This window comes from Flavobacterium sp. PL002, assembly GCF_054165825.1.
In genome coordinates, this window is record NZ_CM135110.1 from 314,097 (window position 1) to 336,227 (window position 22,131).

The window sequence follows — 22,131 nt, forward strand, 5'->3', positions numbered from 1 at the left end:
AACAAGTTATGGATATCAAACAAATTTTTCAAAACAATAGTGATTGGGTTGCCAAACAAATGCAAACGGACAAAAATTATTTTGATAAATTAGCACAAGGACAGTCACCTGAATTCTTATACATTGGCTGTTCTGATAGTCGGGTTTCTGCCGAAGAACTCATGGGTTTAGAACCAGGAGACGTTTTTGTACACCGCAATATTGCTAATATGGTTCCCAATACAGATATCAATTCTATGTCGGTTATTAATTACGCCGTGATGCATCTTAAAGTAAATCACATTGTGGTTTGTGGTCATTATGGTTGTGGAGGTGTACATGCAGCCATGCAACAATCAGATTTAGGAATTCTAAATCCTTGGCTGAGAAACATACGTGATGTGTATAGAATACACCATAAAGAACTTGATAAAATCACTGCTGAAGAGGATAAATACAAGCGCTTAATTGAATTAAATGTTCAAGAACAGTGTATTAATATCATTAAAACTGCCGAAGTTCAAAAAGCAAATAGGGACCGAAGTCTAAAGGTATACGGTTGGATTTTTGATATTCACACTGGAAAATTAATAGACCTCAATATAAACTTTGACGAGATATTAAAAGACATCATGGCAATCTATAAGATTACAGACTAAATCTTTGCCTGATTGTTGCGCAAAAAAAATGACAGCCGTTACTGACTGTCATTTTTAGTGAATTAACAACTTGTTATTTTTTTGCTTGATCCATTTCTTCTGATTTTGCACCAATTCTGTTTACTGTAAACATAGGAGCAAATTTCAATTTTAATCCCGCAATTTTCATATTATCCTCTGATGAAAGTCCTTCTTTTTCAACAGTATTTTTTCTACTATCTAATGCTTCATACATTAATTTGATTTCATCCCAGTCCTCACGAGAATAGCTGTCTTTATTATCTTCAACTGTATGCACAAATTGTTGGTAAACACCGTGAATATTTGCTGCATTTACCCATGCAAAACTCATATCATCTCCTACTTTACCTTCACCAAACAATGAATTTCTCATTACTTGTTTTTTACTAGGCATTGCATCTTGCATTTTTGCTTTCATCGCTTCATATTTCATTTTAGAAGCTTCTATTCTTTCTTTTGCTTTAGCATTATCACTTAAATCTGCCATTGCTGTTTCAGCTTGACTGCTTTTAGCATCATAATTAGCTTCAATTGTTTGCCAGTTTGCCATAGCATCTTCAGTAGCAACATTTTCTAATGAGTCAACATATACCACATAAGTATCTACAGTTTTTTCAGCTTGAGTTTCTTTTTCATTCTTACAAGATGTAAATCCTAAAGCGATAATCGCTGCTCCTAAAAATAATTTTTTACTTTCCATAATGTTTGATTTTTGATTTATTAAATATTATAAGACAAATGTACAGGGAGTGTTATCTTATTCAATATAAACATGTTAATGTTATAAATAATTATCATAATTATGAAATTAGCAACTATTTGTGTGAAAAACACAATATTACAGCACAATGTCATAAAACATTTTTTAGCCATTATAAGTATTAATAAAACACCAAAAACTAAAAATAGCGACCTATATAGGTACACTTCATAATCTCTTAATTTATTTTTGTAACAAAAATCTATTTTAAGCAACTTATACTTAATTCAAAAGTCTTTTGTACTTTTAAACTTAGAAATCTTATTCAAACCAATTATATAGCAATGGCAAACCCATTAATAAAAATTACTGATATCAAAAGAAACTTTGTTCTTGGAGACGAAATTGTTTATGTCTTAAAGGGAATTGATTTAGAAATAAACAAAGGAGAATATGTGGCACTTATGGGGCCTTCTGGTTCTGGTAAATCTACCTTAATGAACCTTTTGGGTTGTTTAGACACTCCTACTTCTGGAACTTATATCTTAAATGGTAAGGATGTAAGTAAAATGAAAGACGACGAACTAGCCGAAATCAGGAATAAAGAAATTGGTTTTGTATTTCAAACCTTTAATCTATTACCTAGAACAACAGCGCTTGATAATGTGGCATTACCCATGATTTATGCCGGCTACTCTAAGTCAGATAGAAACGCTAGAGCTGAAGAGGTTTTAAAACAAGTAGGCCTTGCTGATCGAATGGACCACCACCCTAACCAACTCTCTGGTGGACAAAGACAACGTGTGGCAGTTGCTAGGGCGCTTGTCAACAAACCGTCTATTATTCTTGCTGATGAACCTACAGGAAACCTTGATAGTAAAACATCTATAGAAATCATGGCCCTTTTTAACGAAATCCACGCTAACGGAAACACGGTGATTCTAGTTACCCATGAAGAAGAAATTGCTGAGTATGCGCACCGCATCATTCGTTTACGCGATGGTGTAGTAGAAAGCGATACGATAACACAGCATAAATAATTAGTATAATAACCTCTTTTAAATAAAACCAACTTACAATTAACAAACAAATAAACATGAAAAAAACGATTCTAGTACTACTCACATTATTTATAAGTGTGGTAACTACTGCTCAAAATCAGTTTGAATGGAAAAAACAAACAAGCAACGGTTACGAATACAAATATGTAAATAATGATCCTGCAAAAGCGCGATTTTACACATTAAAAAATGGCTTAACCGTTATTTTAAGCCCAACGAACAAAGACCCAAGAATTCAAGCTTACGTTGCTGTAAAAGCAGGTAGCAAAACAGATCCTGCTACACATACTGGTTTAGCGCATTACTTAGAGCATATGCTTTTTAAAGGTACAGACAAATACGGTACTCTTGATTGGAATAAAGAAAAAGTTGAACTTGATAAAATTGCTGATTTATATGAGCAATACAACCAAACTAAAGACGATGCTAAAAGAAAAATAATCTATAAGGCTATCGATTCTATTTCTGGAGCTGCAAGTAAATTTGCTATAGCTAATGAATACGACAAAATGATGTCAGCAATGGGTGCGCAAGGTACAAATGCCTTTACATCATTCGAACAAACAGTCTATACGGATGATGTTCCTAGTAGCTCATTAGATAAATATTTAGCCGTTCAAGCAGAACGTTTTAGAAATCCAGTTTTTAGAATATTCCATACCGAACTAGAAGCTGTTTATGAAGAAAAAAACAGAACTTTAGATAGTGATGGTAGTAAAGTATTTGAAGAGTTGTTCTCTAATTTATTCAAAAAACACAACTACGGAATCCAAACTACAATTGGAACTGTAGAACATTTAAAAAACCCTTCATTAGTAGAAATTAGAAAGTATTTCAACAAATATTATGTTCCTAATAATATGGGAATCATTTTATCTGGTGATTTTAATCCTGATGAAGTAATTGCTAAAATTGATAAGACTTTTGGTCAAATGCAAGCCAAGCCTTTTGAGAAATATACTTTTGAACAAGAAGCACCTATCACTGCACCTATTATAAAAGAAATTGTAGGTCCTGATGCCGAAGATTTGACATTAGGATATAGATTACCAGGAAACAAAGACAAAGATGTTCTTTTAGCTGATTTAGTTGGTAAAATTCTAACAAATGGTAAGGCAGGACTTTTAGATCTTAACTTAGTTAAAAAACAAAAATTACTAAATGCAAGTGCGTTTACGTATACGCTTATTGATCACGGAATTTTATATTTATCGGCTGCTCCTACAAACGGGCAATCGTTAGAGGAAGTGAAGTCATTAGTTTTAAATGAAATTGAAAATCTTAAAAAAGGAAACTTTGATGATCAGTTGATTACTTCAATCATTAACAACATCAAAAAAGATAAAATTTACGAAACTGAAAAATATTCTGACAGAGCTAGCCTTTTAATGGATGCTTTTACATCAGAATTGGACTGGAAAGATCAAGTGGCTTATGTAAATGATTTATCTAAAGTAAAAAAAGAAGATATTGTTGCTTTTGCAAACAAATACTTGGGAGATAATTATGTGGCTGTTTTTAAAAGAAAAGGAGAGAAATCTGCATCTGAAAAAATTGAAAAACCACAAATTACTCCAGTAGAAACAAACGCTGATAAACAATCTCCATTTGTACTTACTATTGATGCGATGCCAAGTAACGCTAGCAAACCTGTTTTTTTGAATTTTGATAAAGACATTCAAAAATCAAACATTGGCGCTGCTACTGTTTTATATGTTGCCAATAAAGACAACCAAATCTTCCGTTTGAAATACCGATATAAAGTAGGAACACTAAATGATCTAAAACAGTCATTAGCTACTCAATACATTAGTTTTTTAGGAACTGATAAAAAATCATCTGAAGAAATTGCTAAAGAATTTTACACAATCGCGTGTAGTTTCAATGTAAATACTGGAGAAGAATATACAACGGTTACGATCGAAGGATTACAAGAAAACTTTGATAAAGCAGTAAAACTTTATGAAGAAGTAATTACTAACGTACAACCTGATGAAGCAGCTTTAAAATCATTAATTGCTAGAATTACAAAGTCAAGAGTTGATGCAAAAGCGAATAAAAATGCAATTATGCAAGGATTAACTAGCTATGCTATGTATGGTGCTAAAAACAAATTCAACAACAACCTTAGTGATGATGCTTTAGCAAAAACAACTGCGGCTGAATTAATTGAGACCATCAAAAATACTAACAATTATGAGCAAACAGTTATTTATTACGGACCTAAAGACATTAAATCGTTAGTAACTGATTTACAAAAAATTCACAAAATCCCTTCTAAATTTATCGTTGCAAATGCTGCAAAAGTATTCAAACAAGAAGCACAAACTAAAAACCAAGTACTTTTTGCTGACTATGATATGGTTCAAGCAGAAACAAGATGGATTAGAAACACAGATAAATATGACGCAAAACAAAACACTGTTGTAAATGTATTCAACAACTATTTTGGTGGCGGAATGGGGTCTATTGTTTTTCAAACTATTAGAGAAAGTAAAGCATTAGCTTACAGCACTTTTGGGTACTATGTTAGTCCACAAAAGAAAGACGATCAATACTATTATATTGGATACGTAGGAAGTCAAGCAGATAAATTCAAAGACGCTACAGCAAGTATGAATGAATTGTTAGACAAAATGCCGGAATTAAATGGAAATTTAGCTTTAGCAAAAACACAAGTAAAGAAAGATATCGAAACAGAAAGAATCACACAAGACAACATCATCTTTAGCTACCTAGCAGCAAAAGAATTGGGTCTTACTGATGATATCAGAAAAGAAACGTATAGTACAGTTGACGGAATTAGCATGAGCGATGTAGTTTCATTTGAAACAAAACAAATCTCTAACAAACCTTATACTTACGCCATTGTAGCCTCAGAAAAAAACTTATCATTAGAGGAAATGAAAAAACTAGGTGAAGTTAAAAAACTAAGCTTAGAAGAAATTTTTGGATATTAATCCAACTTCAATTTAATTATCAAAAAGCTATTCGAAAGAATAGCTTTTTTTTTACTGTTATATAACTAAAAATCATTTTTTCCTTCTCTAGCATTCCTTTATCTTTGAGGGAATTTATAAGAATAATTAGTACTGATTTTTATAATCTATCTAAACCAGCTTTAAGATACAGTATATCGAAAGTTGATTTTATTAGCTTAAAATATAATTTATAAACCAGCCTTTACCCCTTAATATTATGAAAGTATATACTAAAACTGGCGACAAAGGAACCACTGCCCTATTTGGCGGAACCAGAGTCCCAAAAGACCATATTCGTATAGAAAGCTACGGCACCGTAGACGAACTTAATTCGCACATAGGATTGATTCGTGATCAAGATATGGACGCACATTATAAAACGATCTTAATCGAAATTCAAGACCGTTTGTTTACCGTAGGAGCTATTTTAGCTACACCACCTGAAAAGGAAGTGATGAAAAACGGAGAATTGAGATTACAAAAATTAGGCATTGAAGAAAGTGACATTGAATTACTAGAAAACGAAATTGACAATATGGAAGCTGCGTTACCGCCAATGACCCATTTTGTGTTACCTGGTGGTCATACTACCGTGTCATATTGTCATATTGCTCGCTGTGTTTGTCGCCGCGCAGAACGATTAGCAGTACATTTAGACCATAATGAACCCGTTGCACCTGTTGCTATCAAGTACCTAAACCGACTTTCTGACTACTTATTTGTCTTGGCACGGAAGTTGTCTCATGACTTGAACGCTGAGGAAGTTAAATGGATTCCCAGAAAATAGTAAGTAGTTATTTAAGTATTCAGATTGCAGTTAAAAAAATCGAATATTATGATCTATTTTCAGTTTAAACTGAATATTAAAAACTGATAACTAAGCGCTAAAACAAAAACGTTCTTAACTTTTTTATAAAATAAATGATTTTTTACTTGTCTTTTTCAGTAAAAAATTTATTTTTGCACAAAACTAAATTGACAAAAGATGTATTGGACATTAGAATTAGCATCCTATTTAAGTGATGCACCGTGGCCTGCTAACAAAGACGAACTTATCGATTACGCTATACGTGCTGGTGCTCCATTAGAAGTGGTAGAAAACCTACAGTCTATTGAAGACGAAGGCGAGATATATGAATCAATGGAAGAAATTTGGCCGGATTATCCTACTGACGAAGATTATCTTTGGAACGAGGATGAATATTAAAAAATTACCTAAGAAAAAGTCTCAAAAGAGGCTTTTTTTTTGGTTAAATTTACAACAGAAAATAAATTAGAAATACAACCATATTATGAGTTTCATAAATAGCATTATTAAAGCCTTTGTCGGAGACAAGTCCGAGAAAGATGTTAAGGCACTACAGCCTTATTTAACTAAAATAAAAACTTTTGAAAGTAGCTTAATCGCTTTGTCTCACGACGAGTTAAGAGCACGTACTTTCTTCTTTAAAGATCAGCTGAAAGAAGCTAGAGCAAATATCGATGAGAAAATTGCCACTCTTAAAAAAGAAGTTGAATCTATTGAAGATATCGACAAAAGAGAAGATATTTATGTATCTATTGATGCTTTAGAGAAAGAAGCTTACGAAATCTCTGAACAAACATTATTAGAAATCCTTCCTGAAGCTTTTGCAGTTGTAAAAGAAACAGCAAGACGTTTCAAAGACAATTCAGAAATTAAAGTTACCGCTTCAGCAAAAGACAGAGAATTCTCTGGAAGTAAAGCATATGTATCTTTAGAAGGCGATCAAGCTGTTTGGCAAAACAAATGGAATGCTGCCGGTAAAGAGATCACATGGGACATGATTCACTATGATGTTCAATTAATTGGTGGTATGGTTTTACACCAAGGGAAAATTGCAGAAATGCAAACAGGTGAGGGAAAAACGTTAGTAGCGACTCTACCGCTATACTTGAATGCTTTAACTGGAAACGGAGTACACTTAGTAACCGTGAATGATTACTTAGCAAAACGTGATAGTACTTGGAAAGCACCTTTATTTGAATTTCACGGAATGACTGTTGATTGTATCGATAATCACCAACCAAGTTCAGAAGGAAGAAAAGCGGCTTACAATGCTGATATTACTTACGGTACCAATAACGAATTTGGTTTTGACTACCTAAGAGACAACATGACGCACTCGCCTAATGATTTAGTACAAAGAAAACACAACTACGCAATTGTCGATGAGGTGGATTCAGTATTAATTGACGATGCAAGAACGCCATTGATTATCTCTGGTCCAGTACCACAAGGAGACCGTCATGAGTTCAATGAATTGAAACCAAAAATTGAAAACTTAGTTTCGATTCAACGCCAGTTAGCAAACGGATTTTTAGCGGAAGCTAAAAAATTAATCAAAGAAGGAAAAACTAAAGAAGGTGGTGTTTTATTATTAAGAGCCTACAGAAGTTTACCTAAAAATAAAGCGTTAATCAAGTTCTTGAGTGAAGAAGGAATTAGACAATTACTTCAAAAAACAGAGAACCAATACATGCAAGACAACAATCGCGAAATGCACAAGATTGATGAAGCTTTGTATTTTGTAATTGAAGAAAAAAACAACCAAGTAGAATTGACTGATAACGGAATCCAATTCCTTTCAGGTGATACTGACGCTGACTTTTTTGTACTTCCAGATATTGGAACTGAAATTGCAGCTATCGAAAAGAAAAACTTGGAGAAAGATGCTGAAGCAGAAGAGAAAGAAAAATTGTTTCAAGATTTCGGAATCAAAAGTGAACGTATCCATACGTTAACACAATTATTGAAAGCCTATTCTTTATTCGAAAAAGATAATGAATATGTAATCATGGACAATAAAGTCATGATTGTAGATGAGCAAACAGGTCGTATTATGGATGGTCGTCGTTATTCTGACGGGTTACACCAAGCGATTGAAGCTAAAGAGAATGTGAAAATTGAGGCAGCAACGCAAACATTTGCTACCGTGACTTTACAAAACTACTTTAGAATGTACAACAAACTAGGTGGAATGACCGGAACTGCGGTTACAGAAGCTGGGGAGTTATGGCAAATATACAAATTGGATGTAGTAGAAATTCCTACTAACAGACCAATGGCTAGACAAGATAAAGAAGATTTTATTTATAAAACTACTCGTGAAAAATTCAATGCAGTAATCGAAGATGTTACGGCATTATCTAAAGCAGGTAGACCAGTACTTATTGGTACAACCTCTGTAGATATCTCCGAATTATTGAGTAGAATGCTAAAAATGAGAGGAGTTCAGCACAATGTATTGAATGCTAAAATGCACAAGCAAGAGGCACAAATCGTTGAAGAAGCAGGGAATCCAGGAGTAGTGACAATTGCAACCAACATGGCTGGTCGTGGTACCGATATTAAATTATCTGCAGCCGTAAAGGCTGCAGGTGGATTAGCTATTATAGGTACAGAGCGTCATGACTCTCGTCGTGTAGACAGACAGTTGCGTGGTCGTGCTGGTCGTCAAGGAGACACAGGAAGCTCTCAGTTTTACGTTTCTCTTGAAGACAACTTAATGCGTTTATTTGGTTCTGAAAGAGTTGCTAAAGTAATGGACAAAATGGGATTAGAAGAAGGAGAAGTAATCCAACATTCTATGATGACCAAATCTATTGAGCGCGCTCAGAAAAAAGTAGAGGAAAACAATTACGGTGTTCGTAAACGTTTATTAGAATATGATGATGTTATGAACGCACAACGTGAAGTAGTTTACAAACGTCGTCGTCATGCCTTATTTGGTGAGCGTCTAAAATTAGACATTGCAAATATGTTGTACGATACTTGTGAATTGATAGTTCAAGACACAAAACCATCTAACAACTTTAAAAACTTCGAGTTTGATGTGATTCGTTATTTCTCAATTACATCTCCTGTTAGCGAAAGTGATTTTGCTAAAATGACAGAAATTGAATTAACTGGAAAAGTATACAAAGAAGCTTTAAAATATTATACTGAAAAAACAGAGCGTAGTGCTAGAGAAGCTTTCCCTATCATACAAAGTGTTTACGAAGATCAAAACAATCAATTTGAGCGTATCGTGGTTCCGTTTACAGATGGTGTAAAATCCCTAAACGTAGTAACCGACTTGAAAAAAGCGTATGAAAGCAACGGAAAACAGTTAGTAGCTGATTTCGAAAAGAACATCACATTGGCTATTGTTGATGAAGCTTGGAAAAAACACTTACGCAAAATGGACGAGTTGAAGCAATCAGTTCAATTAGCCGTTCATGAGCAAAAAGATCCTTTACTTATCTACAAATTTGAAGCCTTCAACTTATTCAATGCCATGTTAAACGGTATTAATAAAGAAGTAATTTCGTTCTTGTTTAAAGGAGATTTACCTGCACAGCAAAACCAACAAATTCAAGAAGCTAAAGAAGTCGTTCAAAAAGAAGACTACCAAACTTCAAAGGATGAAATTGTAAATAGTGAAAAGGCAAACCGTGAAGCTGGAGAAACTCAGCAACGTCCAGTAACAGAAACAATTGTTAGAGACATGCCAAAAATTAACCGTAACGATACGGTAACTTTAAAGCAAGTAGCAACTGGAAAAACAGAAGCGATGAAGTTTAAAAAAGCCGAAAGCTTACTAGCAACAGGAGAATGGGTTATCGTTAACGAATAAGCCCTCTCTTCATATTCTAAATCCCCAATTACGAAAGTATTGGGGATTTTTTTTTGCACTAGTTTGACACATCAGTACATTGTTTTATTTAGGAGCTATTTCCTGCTATTCGTTGCAATCTTTTACTTTTTAAAAGAAAAAAACAACAAGGATACTTTAATTACCTACACAGTATTATGTTGTCACAAACCAACTTGACGCAAGCCGAAAAATATTTCAAAAATGCAATTGAATTAAGACTATCAATGGACATAGATTTGGCCATAGCCAAACTCAACCTTGCCGGTGTAGCCATGACCCGCAGACGTAAACTTGAAGCTACCAACCTATTGAACGAAGCCAAAAAGCTTGACAAACAAGGTATACTAACCGATCAAATCAAAATGATGAAAGATCAAATGAAAAAAATGTAAGCAACACTCCATATATACACCAAACCACTTAGCGCAATCTAAGTCGTTTTTTTGTGGGCTGTTGGGAAAAGAATATGCTATAACACGAATTTCATAAATTTTAGGATTTGTGATATTTGGGCGTGCCAGCACTAAGCAAAGGGGCTTACTTTACTTTGGCTAGATAATGCCCCTTAACTTATTGCTGTCAGGCTTTCGGCGCTACTTCGGTAGCTTGCCTCTATCCTTCACGCGAACGCTGCTAAATTGTTGATTTTTCTTCAAATTACTATTATTGGTATTAATTGTAAGAAAAAAATAATATATTTGAATTATAAATAAACTATGGTTCTTATCATACCTAATATACTAGTTAGCAGATATTTTTGAAAAAAATGAAGAATCAGACAAAATTAAAAGACAAACCAACTCACGAAGAAATTTATGAAAAATTATCTTCTCTGTTAAATATCAAATTTAAAGTCCAATTAAAAGATAGTCCAATTGTTTTTGAAAATTTTTTGCAAGTTAAGGATGTCGTTTCGGAAAATGAAAATTATGTAATTCTATTTCGAAGTGAGAAAGAGATTCTAAAATTTAAAGATAGAAATGAGTTCATAGCTAACTTTATAAGTTTTATTGATATTAGAATCAGAGAATTTAATGAGGAATTTGAAGATTTACAAAACTTTGAAAGTAGGTCTATGGGAATTAAATATGACGAAAATGAAGTTTATATGCGTCACGAAAGTATTGGTCATGGAACTTTTAAATTGAATCAAATTCGTAATAAACTTATAAACCTAAAATAAAAATTTAAAACCAAATTTCAACTATGCTATTTTTATATTTTGACCCAGAAATTTGGGGAACCGTTTCAGATTGGTTTGTGGCAATAGTAACATCAATTACTGCTTATTATTTATATCAAACACTTAAATCTCAAAAAGAAGTTCAAGATACACAAACTAAACTTTTTGAAATAGAAAAAACACGATTTTTAGAAAGTATAAAACCTATTTTAAAGTTTACCCAGCCTACAAAAGAACAACAAATAATTACTGAAGATACAGATAAGTCTATAAACAGCATTATAGTTACTAATGAATCTAGCAATAATGCTTTAAATGGTTCTATTACTATGTTGTCAGAAACTAAAAATATTGAAATTATTAATCGAAAAGCTTTTGAATATTTTCATTTAAGAAAAAATAGTACTTTAAGGTTAAATTTTATTTTACATGATACAAAAAGTTCGGAAAATCTTTTAATATTATGTTTTAAATATCAAGACATTGCAAACAATAGATACGTTCAATATATAAACTGTGATTTAAAAGCTAATGGATATTCAAGAATATATTATGCGTTTCCTGAAACTGACACTGAAAAATAAAAACATCTGCTAACAGCAAAGGTTTCGTTGGGCTTGAAAAGCCAACAATGAAACCGCGGTTGAACGGAACCGCTCTACTGCCATCATGAAATAAAATCTAAACTTAAAATGATTAAAAAAATTACAGAAATATTTTTAATTACCATTACTCAAGTTTTGTGTGTAGTATTTATTAACAATGTACTTAATAGTTACTATCCTATACAACACAAAGAAGTCGGATTTGGAATAACTGCATATTGTTCATTTCTTATTTTTACTTTCTCATTATTAGTTTGTAACTATTATGTAGAATTTTTCACAAAGAGAAAACTTATAATAGTTTTTGGTTTGATTCTACTAACTATATATCTTCCGTTAGAAGCATTAAGTTTTAGACCTTTTAGAAGTACATTATTAATTACTCTCTATATTTTGGGTTTCATTTCAACAACATTAATTACTAAAAGGAGAAAACAAAACCCCTCAATCAAAACCCCGATCGCGAAGACTTACGGATAATAGTTAGCGCAGGTATTTACCTGTGCCCACAATCAAAATCCATAAACACTAAATCAAAAAAATCATTACAAAATCAAAGAATGGAATAATAAAGTATTATGCAGCAAACGTGATTGCTTCCTTCGTCGCAATGACTTTGTAGATGTTCTTTGTGCTTTTTCCGAAAAATCGGGAAAACTCTTCGTCGCAATGACTTTGTAGATGATCTTTGTGTTGCTGGACTTACATGACCTTCTATCTCTTATATGGTTTGAAAAACTTTGTGGATCTAGCAAACGTGATTGCCACGCTCGCAATGACTTTGGCGAGTTTGTTTCTATAACAGTACTTACTAAAGCTACTGAGTGTCTTTCGCTGAAAAAACTATTATATAATCATAACTCTATAATTATAATTTTAACTGTTCAAAGGCGCTTTTAAAATTTTCAGCGCTTTGAGCTCCAATAACCATAATTTTATTATTAATGATAAAAATTAGAACACTAGTGATCTTATTATCGCTACAAAATATTTTATTGGATTCTAATATTTCTTTATACTTGTTAGTAGCAAAAACATAATCAACTTCTGCTTCAGAGATACCTACTAACAATGCCATTTTTTTTATTTCAGGAATCAAACTTATGTTTATATCTTTAAAAAAGAACGCTTCGTACATTAGCGTATTAAAAGCATCCGATTTGTTTACCTCTTTTGCATACTCTGCAACTTGTAATGCTTTGTTTGAATTAGGCATAGCAGTTATATCAGCAAATTCATAACCGATTTGGCGTCCAAATTCTTGTAGCTGAACATTTTTCTGTTTTGCATTTGGGAAATAATCTTTAGACGGAATTCCATTTTCAGGTATGTCTGGATGAATTTCATATCCTTTAAAGTTAATTTCAATATCGTATTCTTCCCTCAGACTATCAACAGTTCCTTTTGCAATGTAGCAATAAGGGCATTGAAAATCGGAAAACATTGTAATTTGGTATTTCATTTTATCTCGTTTTTCTTATTACTATTTATATTGAATTCTTATTTTCTTTATTCTCTTTTAATATTCGTCTAAGCGCAAACACAAAACTTTCAGGGCTTTCCTCCTGCGTAAAATGATCTGCATCGGGAAATAATTGAACATTTGCATTTGGGTAAAAAGAACGCCACTTAGCAATAGATTCCGGATTTCCTAATGTTCTATTTTTCTCCCCAAGGATCAACTCCACCGGTTTGTCTGCTAAAAGCTGTAATTTTTCTTCTATTTCTTGAAACCAAGATTCTGAGAGTGTTATTTGTTGTGGAAAAACCAGTGTGCCTTTTCTTGATTCTGGTGTTCGAAATGCCATTTCGTAAGCAACAATAATCGCTTTATTATTACCCCATTTTTTATTCATACTTTTTAAAAGCAAGGTTCTCACAAAATAATTTTCTTCGTAAATAAGTCTTTGTCCTTCTTCAATTTTAAAAAAATTAGAAAATTTTTCTGATTCAGAATTTGCTTTCCACGCCCAAGTACTAGAAATAACAATTCCTAAAATACAATCGGGTTGATTAACAGCAAGATGCAATGCCGTTGGTCCGCCCCAATCTTGCACAACCAAAATAAACTTATGACAATTCCTAAAATAGGTTGACAAAAAATTAAACACTTTTAGCAACTTATGACACTAACAAAAAAACAATCCTTTCCAAAAATTGAGTACAAAAAAATTGATTTCTATTAAAAAACTTCAATCATTAACTGAATTTTAAACGGTCAGATTTCTAAAAATCACGCTTCAAAATTACATAGTATTTCTCGCTCCTAAGTTACCTATTGAATGAAAAAAATGCTATTCTTAGAAAAAAAATTCTAAAACAATGAGTAAAAGTCAAGGACTTAAAAAATTCATTACCAAAAGCATTGTACAAAGATGTGGAGAAGAAAATGAAATCCTTTTAAAAGAGAAATGAATCCACCAATGCTTCGGAAAAAGCAAAAAGCTTATTGCTAAAGAATCAAAAAAAAGAATTTGGATAAAAAAAAACGATTCCAAATCTTAAAACGGATGAAAATAGTCAAACAAGCTATTGAAATCTATAACAACCATTTAATACGCTACTCATTAAAATTAAAATACACGGTTTTACCCACAAAACCAACAATATAAATATAAATCCTATTGAAAAAAAACTACTTTAGCTGCGTAACGAATGTTGAGCGTTTTTCATAAGAAAATCATCAATATTCCAATTACAAAATACTATTTTTGAATATCAATTTGAGAATAAAATTTATCAACCTATATCAGGAAAAGAAAGATATTGAGTAGTTTAAAAAATACACCTACATGAGTATAGCTTACATTTTGATAATAATTGTTATTCTAACCGTTTCAATTATAATACTAAGAAAATTAATTAATAAAAAATGATTAAACTCTTGTCTTGTGGACCAATTATCGAGCCTATAATTGGAATATCTATTTCAGTAATAATTTGTGGATTTTTACTCTTTTATACTTTTAAAAGAACTAAAGAAAATGTTTTTTATAAAAATGATTTCAAACAACTTTCTAATTTAAAAAAATCTATTTATAGCATTTTATATTTAACTATTGTAATATGTTGCTTGTGGTTGACTTTTTTTATTTTGGCAATGATTTTTTCAACTATATTACTAATGTTTTAAAAATAATTAAACTCTTTTTAACGTTACTGTAAGTTCCTAAACTTAATATTTCATGTTATTTAAAATAGTAAAGATTAACCTTGATTCACAGTAACCCACAAATCAATACCTCATTTAATTGTAAAAAAAGCAATCATTTACTATATTAGTATTTTACAAGTAAATATTAGCAATAAAATTAAAAACTACGATGAATTTAGATAAAATCACCAACTTAATTACTGATAAATTATCCACTTGGGCTGAAGCTTTAATTAAGTTACTACCCAATATAGTTATGGCTGCAGTTGTCATGGTAATTGGTTTTTACATCGCAAAATTTATACGTAAAATAACAACAAAACTAATTTCAAAAATTTCGCATAACGTTACTCTCAATAACTTATTTAGTTCAGTAGTTTATTTTTCATTTATCGGAATCGTACTTTTCACTGTATTGACAATTTTAAATCTCGATAAGGCAGTAACTTCTATATTAGCAGGTGCAGGAATATTAGGATTGGCATTGGCATTTGCTTTTCAAGATATTGCTGCTAACTTCATGTCGGGAATATTTATCTCCTTTAGAAAACCATTAAAGGTTGGAGATATCGTTCAAATAAAAGATTACATGGGAAAAGTTAAAGAAATCAATCTTCGTGATACTATTGTAGAAACTTTTCAAGGAAAAACAGTTATAATCCCCAATAAAGAGGTCTTCCAAAACCCTATCGAAAACTATACAATTTTGCAAAAAAGAAGATTTGACTTAAACGTAGGAGTTTCTTATGGTGAGGATTTAGAACGAGTAAGAGAAATCACATTAAAAGCAGTTAGCGGTATCGAAGAACTATCTAAAGATGATCAGGTGAATGTCTTTTTTATGGAATTTGGAGATAGTTCTATCAACTTAACAGTTACAATGTGGGTCAATACACCAGAACAATTTATATATAATAAAGTAAGAAGTGAAGCTATTCTTAAAATCAAGAAAGCCTATGACGCTAACAATATTATGATCCCTTTCCCTATCAGAACATTAGACTTTGGAATCAAAGGCGGAACTACATTGAATCAAATGCCTATAAATATTGAAAAATAAGAAAACGAAATACTGTACCTCACTTTGAGTATATAAACAGTACTACTTCTTTTCAAATTAAATTTGACCAAACAGCAAGAATAACATACCATATTGAATGAAAAAAAATGTGGTATTTTTTGAAAATAAATTGTTTGAAAGCAAATCCAAAATACTTCGAGTTTCGAAACTCCTATTTTAAGGTAAACTCGGCGATGATAACAACAAAGAAAATACAGCAATAAAACACAAAAAAAATTAATTGAGATTAAAATTACATTGCTAAAATCGCTTATAAACTAATAGACTTTGCCTTTTTAGAGAATACAGTAAACTACTAAAAAGCAATATATTATAATTAACTCTCTTCCCTATTTTCAATATTAAAACTCATTTTTTTTGACTTACTCTCAACAATTTTCGCTATTTTTGAGAGAAGTATAAAGGAGATTTTATGTCCTAATCTGTAAAAAATATTTTAGATAAATAACACCTTGTTAATCCTTTAATTGAACTAAATATTAACTATACAAGTATTCTATAGAAACAAAATAGTTGATAGTTTTTGTTTATGATATAATAAAATATGAAGATTACTGATTGCAATACACTGTAGACAATTATCCTAATTTTGAAAAAACAAAAAAACTAAATCTATAAATATTTTAAATATGGAAAATAATAACAATGCTGATCAAGGTAAATGCCCCGTAAATCATGGACAACTTTCACAAAACGAAGCTCCAACTATTGTTGAAGGAAACCACGATGCGGGAGCTGGTAAATGTCCTGTAATGCATGGCGGAAACACGGCATCAAGTAATAATGTGATGTCTTGGTGGCCAAACGCCCTCAATCTTGAAATATTGAGTCAACATGATACAAAAACCAATCCTTTAGGAGAAGCGTTTAATTATCAAGAAGAACTTAAAAAATTAGATATTGAAGCCCTAAAAAAAGACATGCACGCGCTAATGACAGACAGTCAAGATTGGTGGCCTGCAGATTGGGGACATTACGGAGGCTTAATGATTCGTTTGTCTTGGCATTCTGCCGGTTCGTACCGTACTTCCGATGGTCGTGGTGGCGCTGGTTCTGGAAACCAACGTTTTGCACCCTTAAACTCTTGGCCAGACAATGTAAGCTTAGACAAAGCAAGAAGATTATTGTGGCCTATTAAGAAAAAATACGGAAATAAACTAAGTTGGGCCGATTTAATTGCCCTAGCTGGTACCATCGCATATGAAGATATGGGATTAAAAACTTTTGGATTCGCTTTTGGTCGTGAAGACATTTGGAGCCCAGAAACAGATACCTACTGGGGAGCTGAAAAAGAATGGTTGGCACCAAGTGACGAACGTTATGGAAATGTTGAAGATCCAAAAACAATGGAAAATCCTTTGGCAGCCGTTCAAATGGGATTGATATACGTGAACCCAGAAGGAGTAAACGGAAAACAAGACCCAATGAAAACTGCCGCTCAAATACGTGAAACTTTTGCACGTATGGCCATGAATGACGAAGAAACAGTTGCGCTTACTGCTGGTGGACACACCGTAGGTAAAACACATGGTAATGGTGACGCCAGCCTTTTGGGCCCTGAACCAGAAGCAGCAGACGTTGAAGAACAAGGATTAGGTTGGAAAAACCCAAGTAATTCAGGAAAAGGACGCTATACGGTAACGAGCGGACTAGAAGGTGCTTGGACAACACACCCAACCAAATGGGATGGTGGCTTTTTTGAAATGTTGTTCAATCACGAATGGGAACCACGCAAAAGCCCAGCTGGAGCATGGCAATGGGAACCAATCAATATCAAAGATGAAGACAGACCAGTAGATGTTGAAGACCCAAGTATTCGTCACAACCCAATGATGACCGATGCAGATATGGCCATGAAAGTTGATCCTATTTATAGAGAGATTTCGTTGAAGTTCATGAACGACCAAGCGTATTTTTCAGAAACTTTTGCTCGTGCTTGGTTCAAATTAACACACCGAGATATGGGACCAAAAGCAAACTATTTTGGAACTGATGTACCTCAGGAAGAATTAATTTGGCAAGATCCAATTCCAGTTGGAACCACAGGTTATGATATCGCAGCTGTAAAAAACAAAATAGCAGCCTCAGGATTATCTATTCCAGAAATGGTAAATACAGCTTGGGACAGCGCGCGTACCTACCGTGGGTCAGACATGCGTGGTGGTGCCAATGGTGCACGCATCCGTTTAGCGCCTCAAAAAGATTGGGAAGGAAACGAACCACAACGTTTGGCACATGTTTTATCTGTTCTTGAACCAATAGCTGCTGAGTTTGGTATTAGTATCGCTGATACAATTGTTTTGGCCGGTAATTTAGGTGTAGAACAAGCTGCAAAAGCAGCTGGTATTCAAGTTAGCGTTCCATTTTCCGCAGGTCGTGGAGATGCTACCGATGAAATGACAGATGCAGAGTCTTTCGAACCTTTAGAGCCTTTAGCTGATGGTTACCGTAATTATAGTAAAAAAGATTATGTAGTAAGTCCAGAAGAATTAATGCTCGACCGTACCCAATTAATGGGATTAACAGCACCAGAAATGACCGTTCTTGTTGGAGGGATGAGAATGTTAGGCACCAATTATGGCAACACAAAACATGGTGTTTTCACCAATACTATTGGCGCATTGACAAACGACTTCTTTGTTAACCTAACCGATATGGGTAACAGTTGGAAACCAACAACAAAGGGACTTTACGACATTTGTGACCGTAAAACGGGAGTGGTAAAATGGACTGCAACACGTATGGACTTAGTATTTGGTTCTAACTCTATTTTACGTTCTTACTCTGAGTTGTATGCGCAAGACGACAACAAAGAGAAATTTGTAGCTGATTTTGTTAAAGCATGGGCGAAAGTAATGAACGCTGATCGTTTTGATTTAAAACAATCGTAAACATTTATAAAATTTTTTTAATAATTCTAAAATCCTCAATTACTCTTGTAGCTGGGGATTTTTAGTATTACTGTTCTGTAGCAATTCCCGCCTTCCGTTACAAGCTATTTGGTTTCAACCTCTTTTTCTAAGTGCTGGCAGGAGCTTCCTCTGGTCGCTCTGCCACCACAAGAAAAAGTAATTCTCAACTTCAATAGGCTTTACACTACTGTCGGGGCTATTAAAAAAATCAAAATAAACAAATTCACTTTTAATAAAAATGTACATTTGATATAAATACTAACTATTACAAATAATAGTATTACAATAAATTTTTACGAACTAAAGCACTATACAAATGCAAAAAGCTATTTTCTTACTACTACTGCTTATTCCTAGCTATATCATATGTCAAACTAAATTCACAGTTAAAAATGGTTCGAAAATATACAATGCAGCAATGACTGTTAATTGCGCTGATGGTAATTGTAGTGGCGAAGGAACTATAACAATAACCCGAAAAGAAGACAAAAGCTTCAAACAAGTACTATCGTCAGAAGATCTATATTTTGATTTAAATAAAGATCAAAAACCAACAGTCAATATAATTCAATTGTACAATGAGCAGAGTCCTTTAATTTTTGAAGATTTTAATTTTGATGGTCATGAAGATTTAGCAATACGTAACGGCAACAACAGCGGTTATGGTGGACCTTCTTATGACGTTTATGTTTTTAACATCACAAAAACCAAATTTGTTTTAAGTAAAGAATTAACTGCTCTTGCGTTTGAAAATCTTGGAATGTTTCAAACGGATACTAAAAGGAAAAGAATTATAACATTTGCAAAAAGTGGTTGCTGTTGGCATATAACAACTGAGTATGAAATAGTTCCAATGAAAGGATTACATAAAGTCTATGAACTGGAAGAAGATGCCATGAATGATGCAGGCAATTCAGTGATTGTAACCACCCGAAAATGGATAAATAACAAATTAAAAACGGAAGTTAAAAAATATAAAACCGAAGATTATTACAAAGAATAAAGCAGTAATAGTAACCCAAAAAAAATAACAAATTGAAGTAAACCAATTAGTTTACTTTCTTACGGATGGCTACACCATCGCATCGATAAAAAGAGGAAATTATCGAGACACTAAAAGCCTCTTACATGATCCTCAAGAATACACCGCTGCAAACGATCTGGAGTAGGTTTTTGATATATTCGATACACTACTAGACTTCTTAATTCCTGGAGAACTCGCAGACATAGCCATTACGTGTGATAAAATTGATTAAATCCATCAAATTATTGATGAAAGTTTTGATGAATTCCCAGATTTTCCATTTGAATTAAAATTAAATGCAAAAGAATATTTTAAATGGTTAGCGCTACATATCGACAATAATGAAATTTTGTTTCTAGGCGATTTTGGTAGTGATGAAATAATTTTGTTTTTGGTTTACAAACATAATACAGATGAAGTACTGGAGCTATCAAAAAAACTAACCGTAAAATGTCAAAAAGTCCATGAGTATTTTGCTACTAAAAAAAATTCGCATTTCAACGAAAACATTTCTATACTTATTTAACCTTAGGTAGTTGCAAAATCACCTAGGATTTTCTTCAAAATAACGAGCTTCAATTCTTTTGATATCTTTGATAGAACTTTTTGCCCATGCCAATCTTTTGACTAACATTTCTTCTTCGGATAAATGCCAATTAACATCAGAATTACGCAATCTATTGGTTAGATTTTGAATAATAATGGCTGCCGAAACAGAAATATTCAAGCTCTCGGTAAAACCTACCATTGGGATTTTTAAAAAACCATCGGCACGTTGCATGATTTCGTCAGACAATCCATCACGTTCGGTTCCGAAAAACAAAGCACTTGGTTTGGTAATATCAAAATCCTCCATTAAGCAATCATTTTCATGCGGTGTAGTAGCAATGATTTGGTAGCCTTTGCTTTTTACAGCATCTAGGCAACTTGTTACCGAATCGAATGTATTGATGTCCACCCATTTTTGGGCACCCATGGCGATTTCTTTATCAATACTTTTTCCGTACCGTTCCTCTATTACATTAAGTTCTTGAATGCCAAAAACCTCGCAACTACGCATTACTGCACTCGTATTGTGCATCTGAAAAATATCTTCTACAGCAATAGTAAAATGATTGGTTCTGTTTTCTAAAACTTTCAAAAAGCGCTCTTTGCGATTATCTGTCAAAATGTTTTCAAGAAATTCTAGATATTTTAAATCAATCATATTTATTTTATTTGCTGCAAAAATAGTAAAAAAGACTAGCTTTATGCTTTCTAAATCAGATTGAGAATGCGATTCTTGATTTGGTTGAAACAAACATTAAAAATGTGTACAGAATTGCGTGAGGGATTGCCGCGGTATCCTTTATGGGCTTTTTTGCCCAGAAAGATATAGCAGAAAGCCAGACCCTTGTGGTCACGCCCAAATTATTATAAAATGAAAAAGAAATTAGTAGTTTTAACCGGAGCTGGAATCAGCGCGGAGAGTGGTATTAAAACTTTCAGAGACAGCGATGGACTCTGGGAGGGTCATAATGTAATGGATGTAGCCACACCCGAAGGTTGGTATAAAAACCCTGCTTTGGTACTTGACTTTTACAATCAAAGACGCAAGCAACTTAAGGAAGTGAAACCTAATTTGGCGCATCAAATTTTGGCTGAACTAGAAAATGATTTTGATGTACAAATAATCACGCAAAATGTAGATGATTTACACGAACGCGCTGGAAGTAGCAAAGTTTTGCATTTGCACGGCGAGCTTTTAAAAGTACGTAGTACCGTTGCTCCAAATTATATTTTAGATTGGCGAGATGATTTAAATTTTGGTGATTTTGATCCCCATAATAATCAGTTACGCCCACATATAGTTTGGTTTGGAGAGGAAGTTCCCGCTCTTGAAGAAGCCGTTGCTATGACTGAAACGGCTGATTATTTTGCTGTTATTGGAACTTCGTTACAAGTATATCCCGCAGCAGGATTAATTGATTTTACAAAAACAGCGACTCCTGTTTACTATATTGATCCCAAACCTATTAAAATTGCGAATTTGAGAAATCCTTTGCAGGTAATTCCCGAAGTAGCATCAGAAGGAATGAAACAATTGCAAAAGATTCTTACTGGTTTGATTTAA

At 33.1% G+C, this 22,131-nt stretch carries 16 protein-coding genes and 1 pseudogene; 13 read left to right on the forward strand and 4 right to left on the reverse strand.

The features are described from left to right. The first annotated feature begins 8 nt into the window (after positions 1-8). Positions 9-638 carry a carbonic anhydrase gene (locus ACVEGE_RS01325; protein ID WP_173854308.1) on the forward strand — a complete coding sequence of 210 codons (630 nt, stop codon included), beginning with the start codon at positions 9-11 and terminating at the stop codon, positions 636-638. A gap of 73 nt (positions 639-711) precedes the next feature. Here ACVEGE_RS01325 and ACVEGE_RS01330 read toward each other — a convergent pair whose 3' ends face one another. After that, positions 712-1,359 (reverse strand): DUF6565 domain-containing protein, encoded by a 648-nt coding sequence (locus ACVEGE_RS01330; protein WP_173854310.1) that lies wholly within the window; start codon positions 1,357-1,359, stop codon positions 712-714. A gap of 344 nt (positions 1,360-1,703) precedes the next feature. On the opposite strand from ACVEGE_RS01330, the gene ACVEGE_RS01335 reads away from it, so the two are divergent. From ACVEGE_RS01335 to ACVEGE_RS01370, 8 genes and pseudogenes are all read left to right on the forward strand, one after another. Beyond that, entirely contained in the window at positions 1,704-2,399 is a 696-nt protein-coding gene (locus ACVEGE_RS01335; protein WP_173854312.1) for an ABC transporter ATP-binding protein, read from the forward strand. Between the two features lie 56 nt (positions 2,400-2,455). Then, the gene (locus ACVEGE_RS01340) at positions 2,456-5,380 is read left to right on the forward strand and encodes a M16 family metallopeptidase (RefSeq protein ID WP_192500279.1); all 2,925 of its coding nucleotides are present in this window, start codon (positions 2,456-2,458) and stop codon (positions 5,378-5,380) included. A 238-nt stretch (positions 5,381-5,618) separates the two neighbouring features. Beyond that, positions 5,619-6,188, forward strand: coding sequence for a cob(I)yrinic acid a,c-diamide adenosyltransferase (locus ACVEGE_RS01345; RefSeq protein WP_173854314.1), 570 nt, complete (start codon positions 5,619-5,621; stop codon positions 6,186-6,188). Between the two features lie 198 nt (positions 6,189-6,386). Then, complete coding sequence (locus ACVEGE_RS01350; protein WP_007138072.1) at positions 6,387-6,608, forward strand: DUF2795 domain-containing protein; 222 nt, start codon at positions 6,387-6,389, stop codon at positions 6,606-6,608. An 85-nt stretch (positions 6,609-6,693) separates the two neighbouring features. Further along, positions 6,694-10,038: a preprotein translocase subunit SecA gene (secA, locus tag ACVEGE_RS01355; protein ID WP_192500280.1), complete on the forward strand. Its 3,345-nt coding sequence runs from the start codon at positions 6,694-6,696 to the stop codon at positions 10,036-10,038. A gap of 137 nt (positions 10,039-10,175) precedes the next feature. Continuing rightward, positions 10,176-10,451 (forward strand): annotated as a pseudogene (locus tag ACVEGE_RS01360) (DUF2892 domain-containing protein); the annotation flags it as partial. A gap of 374 nt (positions 10,452-10,825) precedes the next feature. Then, a complete protein-coding gene (locus ACVEGE_RS01365; RefSeq protein ID WP_192500281.1) occupies positions 10,826-11,242 on the forward strand; it encodes a hypothetical protein in 417 nt (138 codons plus the stop codon). A 23-nt stretch (positions 11,243-11,265) separates the two neighbouring features. Then, positions 11,266-11,826: a hypothetical protein gene (locus ACVEGE_RS01370; protein ID WP_192500282.1), complete on the forward strand. Its 561-nt coding sequence runs from the start codon at positions 11,266-11,268 to the stop codon at positions 11,824-11,826. Positions 11,827-12,715: 889 nt separating this feature from the next. Here ACVEGE_RS01370 and ACVEGE_RS01375 read toward each other — a convergent pair. Both ACVEGE_RS01375 and ACVEGE_RS01380 read right to left on the reverse strand, forming a co-directional pair. Beyond that, positions 12,716-13,309, reverse strand: a complete 594-nt coding sequence (locus tag ACVEGE_RS01375) for a DsbA family oxidoreductase (protein ID WP_192500283.1) — start codon at positions 13,307-13,309, stop codon at positions 12,716-12,718. A 25-nt stretch (positions 13,310-13,334) separates the two neighbouring features. Next, a complete protein-coding gene (locus ACVEGE_RS01380; protein WP_192500284.1) occupies positions 13,335-13,946 on the reverse strand; it encodes an alpha/beta fold hydrolase in 612 nt (203 codons plus the stop codon). Between the two features lie 1,224 nt (positions 13,947-15,170). Between ACVEGE_RS01380 and ACVEGE_RS01385 the strand changes: the two genes are divergently transcribed. The 3 genes from ACVEGE_RS01385 (at position 15,171) to ACVEGE_RS01395 (ending at position 19,997) form a co-directional block, all read left to right on the forward strand. After that, a complete protein-coding gene (locus tag ACVEGE_RS01385; RefSeq protein WP_192500285.1) occupies positions 15,171-16,061 on the forward strand; it encodes a mechanosensitive ion channel family protein in 891 nt (296 codons plus the stop codon). A 650-nt stretch (positions 16,062-16,711) separates the two neighbouring features. Continuing rightward, positions 16,712-18,973 (forward strand): catalase/peroxidase HPI, encoded by a 2,262-nt coding sequence (katG, locus tag ACVEGE_RS01390; protein WP_192500286.1) that lies wholly within the window; start codon positions 16,712-16,714, stop codon positions 18,971-18,973. A 337-nt stretch (positions 18,974-19,310) separates the two neighbouring features. Further along, the gene (locus ACVEGE_RS01395; RefSeq protein ID WP_192500287.1) at positions 19,311-19,997 is read left to right on the forward strand and encodes an XAC2610-related protein; all 687 of its coding nucleotides are present in this window, start codon (positions 19,311-19,313) and stop codon (positions 19,995-19,997) included. 565 nt (positions 19,998-20,562) lie between these two features. On the opposite strand, the gene ACVEGE_RS01400 is transcribed toward ACVEGE_RS01395, so the two are convergent. Continuing rightward, entirely contained in the window at positions 20,563-21,225 is a 663-nt protein-coding gene (locus tag ACVEGE_RS01400) for a TrmH family RNA methyltransferase (RefSeq protein ID WP_192500288.1), read from the reverse strand. A gap of 213 nt (positions 21,226-21,438) precedes the next feature. On the opposite strand from ACVEGE_RS01400, the gene ACVEGE_RS01405 reads away from it, so the two are divergent. Then, on the forward strand, positions 21,439-22,131 hold the full coding sequence (locus ACVEGE_RS01405) for an SIR2 family NAD-dependent protein deacylase (RefSeq protein WP_173856888.1): 693 nt from the start codon (positions 21,439-21,441) through the stop codon (positions 22,129-22,131).